The following is an 11,875-nucleotide window of genomic DNA, read 5'->3' as shown; positions in this document are numbered from 1 at the left end:
GGAAGGAATAAACGCTGAAAGCATCTAAGCGTGAAGTCCACCTCAAGATTAGATTTCCCATAGCGTAAGCTAGTAAGACTCCTGGAAGACTACCAGGTTGATAGGTCGGAGGTGTAAGCATGGTAACATGTTCAGCTGACCGATACTAATAAGTCGAGGGCTTGATCAAAAGATAATTGACAGTTGACAATTGACAATTGACAATTAAAAGATTTTCCACACTGTGCAATTTTGAAAGAACAATAAGTTCTTTTTTTAGTAAGCTAGTCCGTTAAACTCTAGTAACTAGATACGCTGCGCAGCAGCTAAATACTAGCCCTCTAGACGCTAGCCCACTAGCCCACTGAATTTATCTGGTGATTATGGCTTGAAGGTAACACCCCTTCCCATTCCGAACAGGACGGTTAAGCTTCAAAGCGCCGATGGTACTGCAGGGGAAGCCCTGTGGGAGAGTAGGTCGTCGCCAGGTTGAATATTCCGCGATAGCTCAACGGTGGAGCACTCGGCTGTTAACCGATAGGTTGAAGGTTCGAATCCTTTTCGCGGAGCCATTCAATTTTAATAAATGTTCCGCGATAGCTCAACGGTGGAGCACTCGGCTGTTAACCGATAGGCTGAAGGTTCGAATCCTTTTCGCGGAGCCATTTTTATTTTTTGCAAAATAATTCAACATATATTAAGAAAAAATTCAAGTTAGCTATATTGAAATTTTTCTTAATATATGTTTTTTTATTTAAAAAATTTACTAACAACACATGGAAGTTACTGTATTATTTTATTCTTCTTCAAGGTTAAGTTATGAAATTAAGTCTAATTATATTTATTATGTATGAATAAGAAAAAAATAGATATAATATATATAAATACATATACTAGATATAATATATATAAATACATATACTATAATAATATTCCACTCAGTTATTACTAAATCAATTTTCCCACATTATTTTTAGAATTTATATTAGATAATCTTGAAATATGAATAATAAATATTCAATATCAAATAAGGAACAATAATAAAATTCCATAAACTTGTCAATAATTTAATATTCCAATTATTTAGAAAATTTCGTTAAATTAAAAGGAAAATTTCTTTTAAAAGAGAATAATAAAGTAAGGCTAATTATATGTAAGTATGTAAGGGGGAAAATGCATATGAAAAATTATCAAACCAAAAATTTAAGAAATGTTGCCGTAGTAGGACATAGTGGAGCAGGAAAAACTTCATTGGCAGAAGCTCTATTATATTATTCTAATGTAACAGATAGATTGGGAAGAATAGAAGAAGGTAATACAGTATGCGATTATGATAGTGAAGAGAAAAGAAGAAAAATTTCTATTTCTACAGCTATAGCTCCTTTTCAATGGGAAAATACAAAGATAAATATAGTGGATGTTCCTGGATATTTTGATTTTGAAGGAGAAATGTTAGAAGGATTGAGAGCAGCAGATATAGCCATGATTGCTGTTTCAGGAGTATCCGGTATACAAGTAGGAACAGAAAAAGCATGGGATTATATGAGCAAAAATAATTTACCAAGAGCATTTTTTATAAATAAATTAGATAGAGAGAATAGCAGTTTTGAGAAAGTTTTAGGAGATTTAAAAGAAAAATTTGGTATTTCTGTAGTTCCAGTTCAATATCCTATAGGAACAGAAGAAAACTTTAAAGGATTAATAAATGTTATTTCTAGAGTTGCTAGAATATTTAATCCTAAAACTCATGCTATGGAGAAGGCAGAGATACCTGAAGAACTAATAGAAAAAGTAGATGAATGTAAAAATATGATTATAGAAGCTGTTGCTGAAACTGACGAAAAATTACTTGATAAATATTTTAATGAAGGAACTTTAAGTGATGATGAAATATATCATGGTTTAATAAAGGGCTGTGCAGAGGGAGAAATAACGCCTGTTATGTGTGGTTCTGCTTATATTGGAATAGGTATGAATACTCTATTAGAGGATATAGTTGAGTGTTTCCCATCCCCAGAAGAAACAAGACCTCATATGGCCATAGACTTAAAGGATAATACAGAAAAAGAAATACAGGTAAATGAGAATTTACCCTTTTCAGCATTTGTATTTAAGACTATAGCAGATCCATTTGTAGGGAAATTATCTTTATTTAGAGTAATAACTGGTAAAGCTAAACCAGATAGTACAGTGTATAATTCAAGTAAGGATAAACATGAAAAGATAGGAAGTATGTACTTTATTAGAGGAAAAGAACAAGTACAGACACAAGAGGTTATAGCTGGGGATATTGGGGCTGTAGCTAAGCTTCAATATACAGGTACCGGGGATACTTTATGTGATGAAAATTTTAAAATAAAATATAGAGGCATAGAATTCCCAAAACCAATGCTTTCTAAAGCAGTATTTACTACATCAAAAGGCGATGAGGATAAGATTTCTTCTGGACTGAATAAGCTTTTAGAAGAAGACCCAACTTTTAAGATTTCGAGAGATACGGAGAATGCAGAGACCATAATTTCAGGGTTAGGTTCTACTCATTTAGAGATAATAACAAGTAAATTAAAAAATAAGTTTGGCGTTGGAATAGAATTAAGAAACCCTAAGATACCATATAGGGAAACTATAAGAAATATAGCGGATGTACAGGGAAAACATAAGAAACAGTCAGGTGGTCATGGACAATATGGTGATGTAAAGATTAAATTTGAACCTAGAAATGATGGAGAAGATGAATTACAGTTTGTTGATCAGGTAGTAGGCGGGGTTGTGCCAAGGCAATACATTCCAGCTGTTGAAAAAGGATTAAGGGAATGTATACAACATGGGGTTTTAGCTGGATATCCTGTTATAAGATTAAAAGCCACATTGCATGATGGATCATATCATACAGTGGATTCATCAGAAATGGCATTTAAAATAGCAGCTTCTTTAGCTTATAAAAAGGGATTGAAAGAAGCACAGTCGGTGCTTTTAGAGCCAGTAATGCATGTGGAAATAACTATTCCAGAAGAATTTATGGGAGATATTATGGCTGATGTAAATAAGAAGAGAGGCAGAATTTTAGGAATGGAGTCTAATGGAAATAAACAAAAAATTGTAGCGGAAATTCCTCAAGCAGAATTATTAGATTATTCTACAGATTTACGTTCTATGACAGGTGGCAAGGGAAACTTTTTAATGGAGTTTGAGAGATATGAAGAGGTTCCAAGTTTAGAAGCCAGCAAAATAATAGCGGCTATGGCGGAGGAAAAGGCAGAATAATAGAAAAATATATAATTATATATAATTATATATAAATTATCAAAAGCCCTAAAAATATGGGGCTTTTTTTATTTTTTATAAAAATGAATAAAGAAAATATAATTACAAAAAATAAAAGGACTATGGTAAGCTAAACAAAATTCAATTTATAAATAAGTTTAAGCTTTAGTGATTAAAGTGGTGAAGAAAATATATAAAAGAAAATATATATAAAGGAAAATATATAAAATAATAAGAGAATAGGAGTGTGATTATTTTGTCTCAATATTTTCTTAATATAATTGGCAAAATGCAATTAAGGGATTATTCAAACATATATGATTATATGCAGTTTGTAGGCAATAAGGATGAGCTAGTTATAAGTATAAATTCTAAAGATAATATAGATTCAGATATAATTTGTACAATGCTTAAAGATAACAATTTTAATGTGATTTATGAAGGAGGTAAAAAAAATGAAGAGTACCACATCAAGGCACATAGAAACTAAAAGAAAAAACTATTATTCATCAGAGATAATAAATAGGGCTTATGGTTCAGATGGCATTAAGATAAAACCTATAGATTTTAATGCTAATTTGCTACAAGGATTTTATGGGACTAAGGGAGAGGCTATTGTATTTTACGATTTGCAAAGAGAAAAGTTGGAAAAGGCTTTAAAGGGAGATGAAGAATTAACTCAGTAAATTAGCAAATAAAAGCTTAGGATAAAAATATAAAGTATTAGTCATTATACATAAGTAAATAGGTGTAATATGAAATAAGTGCAAAGTTCAAGGTATTGAAACTAATAGTTTATAATGATATATTTGTACTATGAACTTTTTAAAATTTCAGTTTATTTTGGGGGGAGTATAAATGAAAAAAGAATTTTTTATAAGTAAAAGAGAAGAGATTATGAAAAATATTGAGGATGGTTCTATAGTATTATTATTTGCAGGTAGAGCCCCTTACAAGTCAGCGGATGAAACTTATAGCTTTACACCAAACAGGAACTTTTACTATTTAACAGGAATAGATAGAGAAAACATGATGCTTATGATGCATAAAAGAGCAGGAAAGGTATTTCAAACTCTATTTATAGAAAAAAATGATCCTCAAATGGCAAGATGGTTAGGGGAAAAAATGTCTGAAGAAGAAGCAAAAGAAGTATCAGGCATAGAGGATGTAAGATATATAGAAGATTTTCAGGGTGCATTTGGACTTTTATTCTCTAGATTTAAATATGATAACTTATATTTAGATTTAGAAAGAGCTGAATGGGACATCCCAATGACTAAATCACAAGAATTTGCTAAGGTTGCAAAAGAAAAATATCCTTTTATAAATATAAAAAATATTTACCATGATATATGTGAAATGAGAACTATTAAATCAGAAGAGGAAATAGAAAATATAAGAGAAGCCATAAAGATAACAGAAGAAGGCATATATAAATTAATGGAAAATATGAAGCCTGGTATGATGGAATATGAAATAGAAGCATATTTTGATTTTGTTTTAACTAGTCATGGAGTTAAAGACAAAGCCTTTAAAACTATAGCCGCTTCAGGAAAAAATGCTGCTATTCTTCATTATTCAGATAATAATTGTCAAACTAAAGATGGAGAACTTATGCAGTTTGACTTAGGAGCTCAATATAAATATTATAATGGAGATATAAGTCGTGCTATACCTTTAAATGGTAAATTCACAGAGAGACAAAAGGAAATTTATAATGTGGTTTTAAAAACTAATAAAGAAATAACAGCTATGACTAAGCCAGGAATAACTTTTGAGCAATTAAACATAAGAGCAAAGGAATTATTGGCAGAGGGATGTGTAGAGTTAGGACTTATTAAGGATGCTTCTGAATTATCCAAATACTATTTTCATAGCATAGGACATCAATTAGGCATGGATACTCACGATGTAGGCTCTCATAGTGAATTAAAACCAGGTATGGTTCTTACAAATGAACCTGGATTATATATACCAGAAGAAGGTATAGGCATAAGAATTGAGGACGATTTATTAGTTACTGAAGATGGATGTGAAGTATTAACTAAAAACATGATAAGAGAAATAGAAGAAATAGAAAAATATATGGCTGAGAATAATAAATACTTAAAGTAAAGTATGTTTTTTAACTTTATATTATTTAACCCCGTGGCTTATTGCTGTGGGGTTTTATATAAAAAACTTTTAATATTAATGTAATGTTTTATGTAAATGTGAGGGGGGAAAAGGTGTGGTAAAAAAATTTATAAAATATTATAAACCGCATAAAAAATTGTTCATGTTAGATTTATTTTGTGCTTTTTTAGTAGCTGGGGCAGATCTATTTTTTCCAATGTTCACTAGAGAGATTATAAATGATGTAATCCCTAATAGAAATTTAAAAATGCTATATGTACTTACAGGAATTTTAATCTTATTGTATTTAATAAAACTTATATGTAATTATATAGTTGATTATTGGGGTCATGTGGTAGGAGTTAGAATGCAATATCATATGAGAAAAGATTTATTTGCACATTTACAGGAGTTGCCTTTTAGTTATTTTGACGATAATAAAACTGGTCATATAATGTCTAGGATAGTTAATGATTTGCAGGAAGTGTCTGAACTTGCTCATCATGGACCAGAGGACTTATTTCTTTCTTTTGTTATGTTGATAGGATCCTTTATAATACTGTGTACAATTAATATACGGTTAACAGTAATTATATTTGCATTTATTCCTCTTATATTTTGGTTTGCTATTAAAAAAAGAGTTAATATGGCTAAGGCGTTTAAAGATGTGCGAAAGAAAGTAGCTAATGTAAATGCACAAATTGAAAATAGCATATCTGGAATTAGAGTAGCAAAATCCTTTACTAATGAAGAATATGAAATGGAAAAATTTGACGAAGGTAATATAGAATTTAAGCAATCTAGAGAGTATGCATATAAGGCTATGGCAGAGTTTTTTTCAGGAATAAGGTTTACTATGGATATTTTATATGTTGTAGTTATGTTTGCAGGGGGTATGTTTGTATATAATTATTTAATTAATCCTGGAGATTTAGTAGCTTATTTATTATACATAAATTTATTTATGCAGCCTATAAGAAGACTTACATCTTTTGTGGAGCAATATCAATCAGGTATGGCAGGTTTTGAAAGATTCGTAGAGATAATGAACATAAAGCCTGATATAAAGGACAAGGAAGATGCTAAGGAATTAAATGACGTAAAAGGCACAATAGAACTTAGTAATGTTACATTCAAATATAATAATAAAGAGACAATATTATCTCATTTGGATTTAACCGTAGAACAAGGGAAGACTTTGGCATTGGTGGGGCCATCAGGAGGAGGTAAAACCACATTATGTCATTTGATACCTAGGTTTTATGAAGTTAATGAAGGAAATATATACATAGATGGAAAAAATATAAAAGATGTTACTTTAAAATCTTTGAGGAAGAATATAGGCATTGTACAGCAAGATGTTTTTCTATTTACAGGAACTATAAAAGAAAATATTCTTTATGGAAATCCTGAAGCCAGTGATGAGCAGGTGATAGCCGCTGCTAAAAATGCTAATATACATCAGTTCATTCTAGATTTGCCAGAGGGATACGACACTTATGTAGGGGAAAGAGGAATAAAGCTATCTGGAGGGCAAAAGCAGAGAATAGCTATAGCTAGAGTATTTCTAAAAAATCCTCCAATACTAATATTAGATGAAGCAACTTCTGCTTTAGATAATGAAACTGAACTTATTATTCAAAAGTCTTTAGAGGGACTTTCTAAAGGCAGGACTACTCTAGTGGTAGCGCATAGATTATCTACTATAAAAAATGCAGACGAAATAATAGTACTTACAGATAGCGGCATAGAGGAAAGAGGTACTCATGAAGAACTAATGAAAAAAGGAAACATATATTCAAATCTTTATAATGCACAGTTTAAAGGATATATTCCGGATGAATTATAAAAATGCATTATATAACCATTGCATAAGTTAGGAAAATATTTAACATAGTTTTATCCGATGACTACCTGCCGTAACACTCCCACTTCTAACAAAGTGGGAGATAACGGCAGCTATGTCCCTGAATAACGATCTCTAATCTTCAGATGGAGTAAAAACTCCATCTGAAGGTTAGAGATCTGTTTATGAGGGTTGAAAAGGAATGTTATAAGGGGCTGTGGCACAGGTAACAGTTAGGTTAGTTGTGCTACAGCCTTTGTTATGTGTATAAAATTATTTAGAAATATATAGGGAGGGTATGTGTTACATTAATAACATAATTGTAATAAATTTGTAAACACTAGGGGGCGTTGAGGTGATACTATTAGAATTAGAAAAATAGCAAAAGGGGTGTTGAAATTTTGATAGGTAAAAATGTTCAAGAAAAGTCTATTGAAATAAAAACAAAACCTAATATAAATTTAGATGGTATTGTATGTTTTTTAGCTTTTCTTTTATGTATTATTTTTTTAATATATATAAATATAAATGGTGATAAAAATAATAATCTTAAATATTTAAATTTACTAGTGATAATAACTGCACTGGTTCTTTTAGTGTTTTCTATGGATAAGATGAATTTAATAAGAAGAATATATGTTAGATTTATAGGAAAGGAAATTATTATATATCCTAGAATGTTGTGCGATAAGACTATAATAAATGCAGAAGATATTAAAAAAGTTATAAATATGGATGATAAGATACTATTGATTTTAAGTTACGACAAAAACTATATATCTATAATAAAGAAAAATATGTGCTTAAAGGATCAAAAAGATTTTATATACAAGCTATCTAAATATAGCAGGGTGGAAAATAAGGGATGTCTTAAAAATATTTTTTATTAATGAAAATTATAAAGAATTCTAGATGAAATAATTCGTCTAGGATTTTTTTGTTGTTCTAAAAATTATATTGATTTCCTATATATAGTATTAAAGTAGTAACAAAAAGGAGAGATATAGAAAATGAAAAAAAGAAAGTTGTTTACACTTTTATCATTGACCATGGCATTTGCATTTGTATTTACTGCTTGTAAAGAAAAACCAAAGCCAGATGCCAACAAACCTAAGATAGAGGAGGAGGAAGTAAAACCAGCTTCAAAGCACACAGAAATAATAAAGGCATCAAATCCTAATGGATTACCTGATGTTTCAAAAAACAGAAAAGACATGTTAATTGTAGGCTTTAATGCACCAGAAGGAAAGTTCAATTCTATATATTCTGGTACAGTAGATGATGCTTATGTATGTAGTCTTATTTATGATGGATTGATTTCAAATGATGCAGAAGGAAATCCAACAGCTAATGTGGCAGAAAAATGGGAAATATCAGAGGATGGAAAAACATACACATTTAAATTAAAGAAGGGAATTAAGTTTTCAAGTGGAGATGAACTTACAGCTGAAGACGTAGCATTTACTTATACTGCTATATGTGATCCAAACTATAAAGGATCAAGATTTGATGCAGTAGAAAAATTATTAGGATATGAAAAATATCATAAAGGTGATGCAAAAGAGGTTGAAGGAATAAAGGTTATAGATCCTTATACAATTTCATTTACATTGACAGAGCCTAAGGCACCAGCTATCTATGATTTTGGATATGGAATAATGCCTAAAAAATACTATGGATTTGAAAAAGGCAAAATAAAAGAATTAGAGGATAAATTCTTAAAACCAGTAGGTTCAGGAGCTTATATATTTAAAGAATATAAACCAGGTCAAGAAGTTGTTCTAGAAAAGAACCCTAACTATTGGAAGGGTGAGCCTAAGATAAAGACAGTTATACTAAAAGCTGTTACTGCAGAAAATATGATGCAGCAAATAAAAGCTGGAGAAATAGATGTTTGTAGAGTATCAGCAAAACCAGAGAACGTTCAAGAATTAAAAGAGGCAGGATTCTTAAATATGCAGCTTTATCCTGGTAATGGATATGGATATATGGGATTAAATTTAAGAAATGAAAAATTTAAAGATAAGAGAGTTCGTCAAGCTTTAGCATATGGTTTAGATAGAAAAGGATTTGCCAATGCATACTTTGGCGAATATGCAGATGTATGTAATGGACCAGTATCACCAGTTTCTTGGGCATATACAGATGATTTAAATAAATATGAATATGATGCAGATAAAGCTAATAAATTATTAGATGAAGCTGGATGGGTTAAAAAGGATGATGGATTTAGATATAAAGATGGTAAGAAATTCACCATATCTTGGTATACCTATAGTGGAAGTAAATATGTTGAAACTTTAATACCAATAGTAAAAGATAACTGGAAGAAACTAGGCATAGATGTAGTTCCTGAAATGATGGAGTTTGCAACTTTATGTACTAAGGTGTACGATGAACAAAATTTTGAAATGTTTAATATGGCTTGGTCCTTAAGTATAGACCCTGATTCACTTGGCATATTTGGAATTTCTCAAGACGTAAAAGGTGGATTTAATGCAGGTGGATGGAGAAATGAAGATGGAGAAAAATTACTACAAGAAGGATTAAAGACAACTAAACTGGAAGAAAGAAAAGAAATATACAAAAAATGGTTACAAATAGCTAACGATGACCTACCTTATATATTCCTAGATATGAGTAAAGAAATGTGGGCTGTAAGTTCAAAGGTTAAAGGGTTAGATTTATCACCTTATATTGATTTCACATTGGATGTATATAAAGCAGAAATCAAATAATAATATATTTAAAATATGTGCCTAGTAAAGGTTACTAGGCACATATGAATATAGAGAGGGGGTATAAAATGAAAAATTATGTTTTACGAAGAGTTCTTCAGATGATACCAATCCTTATAGGTGTTTCTTTAATTATATTTTTACTTATTCATTTAGCACCGGGAGACCCATTAACAGGTAAAATAGACCCTCGAATGAGTTTGGAGGCAAAACAAGAATTAAGAAGACAGTTCGGTATAGATAAGCCAACTATAGTGCAATATGGAATTTGGGTTAAGAATGCACTTAAAGGGGACTGGGGAGAGTCTATTTATTATAAACAATCAGTAGGGAAAGTAATGAATACATATATATGGAATTCATTTAAACTTTCTATAGTATCATTTGTTCTTGCCATAATTATTTCTATACCTATAGGGGTAATTTCAGCTACTAAGCAATATTCAGGTTTTGATTACTTCTTCACTATATTTGCTCTGTTTGGTATATCTATGCCATCATTTTTCTTTGGTGAATTATTGATGAAGTGGCTGGCAGTGGATGTACACATTTTCCCGGTAGCAGGTATGTTCACAGCAGGAAGTAATGCGGTGGGGATGGCAAAATTTTTAGATGGAATGAGGCATATGGCGCTACCTCTCATAGTATTAACTCTAGGCAGCTTGGCTGGATTTATGCGATATACTAGGTCAAGTATGCTGGAGGTTATAAGACAGGATTATATAAGGACTGCTAGAGCAAAGGGACTTAAAGAAAAAGTCGTAATATATAGACATGCACTTAGAAATGCTATGATACCTGTTATTACACTACTTGGATTTTGGCTTCCAGCTCTATTTAGTGGAGCAATAGTAACTGAGTCAATATTTGGGTGGCCAGGCATAGGACCAGTGGAACTAAATGCAGTAAGTGGAAGGGACTATCCATTACTTATGGGTATAAATATGCTACTGGCGCTATTAGTTTTATTAGGCAATCTTTTAGCAGATATAATTTATGCAGCGGTAGACCCAAGAATAAGGTATAAGTAGGAGGTGAAAAAATTGAAAGAAAATGAAATAGTAAGTCCTTTTAAAATAGTTCTTAGAAGATTAAGAAAAAATAAATTAGCGATGCTAGGAATGTGCATACTGATATTCATGATTTTATTTTCATTCATTGGACCATGGTTTTCATCCTATAATATGAATACTATGAGTTTAGTGGATAAATATAAACCACCAACAAGCACCCACATTTTAGGAACAGATGAAGTTGGAAGAGATGTTTTGACTAGACTCATGTATGGGGGAAGAGTTTCTTTATTGGTAGGAATATTGGCTGTAATAATTGAGGTTGTAATTGGAAGTATATTAGGAGCTATTGCAGGATATTACGGTGGGAAAATAGATGCAATAATTATGAGAATTGTAGATATGTTTATGTGTTTACCAGGTTTGCCAATACTTATAATGCTTGCAGCGGTTATGTCTGATTTGAAAATAAAACCTGAAAATAGAATGTATGTGATTATGTTTATAATAGGTTTTCTAGGATGGCCTTCCCTTTGTCGTATAGTAAGGGGACAAATACTTTCTTTAAGGGAGCAGGAATTTATGCAGGCTGCAGAGTGTTTAGGATTAAGTGATAAAAGAAAAATGTTTGTACATTTATTACCTAATACTTTTGCATCTATAATAGTTTCTGCTACTTTAGGAATTGGAGGGGCTATACTTACAGAATCTACTTTGAGTTTTTTAGGCCTAGGAGTAACACCACCTACACCTTCTTGGGGGCAAATGGTTCAAAAGGTAAATGATTTATTTACTTTGAAAAACAGAATGTGGGTTTGGGCACCACCAGGTTTGTGTATATTTCTAACAGTTATGGCCATAAATTTATTTGGTGATGGCTTAAGAGATGCACTAGATCCTAAACTAAAGGTATAGGGGGT

Annotated in this window: 9 protein-coding genes, 2 tRNA genes and 2 rRNA genes; all 13 read left to right on the top strand. The window is 31.2% G+C overall.

What is annotated here, in order from left to right; translation table 11 throughout:
- Positions 1-169, top strand: a 23S ribosomal RNA gene (locus tag FGK85_RS09285); the annotation flags it as partial.
- Between the two features lie 183 nt (positions 170-352).
- Positions 353-469 (top strand): 5S ribosomal RNA (gene rrf / locus FGK85_RS09280).
- Between the two features lie 7 nt (positions 470-476).
- Positions 477-551 (top strand) — tRNA-Asn (locus FGK85_RS09275).
- Positions 552-569: 18 nt separating this feature from the next.
- Positions 570-644 (top strand) — tRNA-Asn (locus FGK85_RS09270).
- A 514-nt stretch (positions 645-1,158) separates the two neighbouring features.
- On the top strand, positions 1,159-3,243 hold the full coding sequence (gene fusA / locus FGK85_RS09265; protein WP_138205902.1) for an elongation factor G: 2,085 nt from the start codon (positions 1,159-1,161) through the stop codon (positions 3,241-3,243).
- 256 nt (positions 3,244-3,499) lie between these two features.
- Entirely contained in the window at positions 3,500-3,733 is a 234-nt protein-coding gene (locus FGK85_RS09260) for a hypothetical protein (RefSeq protein WP_138205900.1), read from the top strand.
- The gene (locus FGK85_RS09255; RefSeq protein ID WP_138205898.1) at positions 3,699-3,929 is read left to right on the top strand and encodes a hypothetical protein; all 231 of its coding nucleotides are present in this window, start codon (positions 3,699-3,701) and stop codon (positions 3,927-3,929) included. The genes FGK85_RS09260 and FGK85_RS09255 overlap by 35 nt, the downstream gene beginning before the upstream one ends.
- A 172-nt stretch (positions 3,930-4,101) precedes the next feature.
- Positions 4,102-5,358 (top strand): aminopeptidase P family protein, encoded by a 1,257-nt coding sequence (locus tag FGK85_RS09250; RefSeq protein ID WP_138205896.1) that lies wholly within the window; start codon positions 4,102-4,104, stop codon positions 5,356-5,358.
- Between the two features lie 115 nt (positions 5,359-5,473).
- A complete protein-coding gene (locus FGK85_RS09245; RefSeq protein ID WP_138205894.1) occupies positions 5,474-7,207 on the top strand; it encodes an ABC transporter ATP-binding protein in 1,734 nt (577 codons plus the stop codon).
- A 398-nt stretch (positions 7,208-7,605) separates the two neighbouring features.
- Complete coding sequence (locus FGK85_RS09240) at positions 7,606-8,094, top strand: hypothetical protein (protein ID WP_138205892.1); 489 nt, start codon at positions 7,606-7,608, stop codon at positions 8,092-8,094.
- A gap of 120 nt (positions 8,095-8,214) precedes the next feature.
- Positions 8,215-9,942 carry an ABC transporter substrate-binding protein gene (locus FGK85_RS09235; protein WP_138205890.1) on the top strand — a complete coding sequence of 576 codons (1,728 nt, stop codon included), beginning with the start codon at positions 8,215-8,217 and terminating at the stop codon, positions 9,940-9,942.
- A gap of 68 nt (positions 9,943-10,010) precedes the next feature.
- Positions 10,011-10,973, top strand: coding sequence for an ABC transporter permease (locus FGK85_RS09230; protein WP_138205888.1), 963 nt, complete (start codon positions 10,011-10,013; stop codon positions 10,971-10,973).
- 12 nt (positions 10,974-10,985) lie between these two features.
- Positions 10,986-11,870 (top strand): oligopeptide ABC transporter permease, encoded by an 885-nt coding sequence (gene opp4C, locus FGK85_RS09225; protein ID WP_279232915.1) that lies wholly within the window; start codon positions 10,986-10,988, stop codon positions 11,868-11,870.
- Positions 11,871-11,875 lie beyond the last annotated feature (5 nt).

The organism is Haloimpatiens lingqiaonensis (genome assembly GCF_901447495.1).
GTDB classification, from domain to species: domain Bacteria; phylum Bacillota; class Clostridia; order Clostridiales; family Clostridiaceae; genus Haloimpatiens; species Haloimpatiens lingqiaonensis.
Note: the sequence above shows the minus strand (reverse complement) of the source record. Positions and strands in the feature narration are given on the sequence as shown.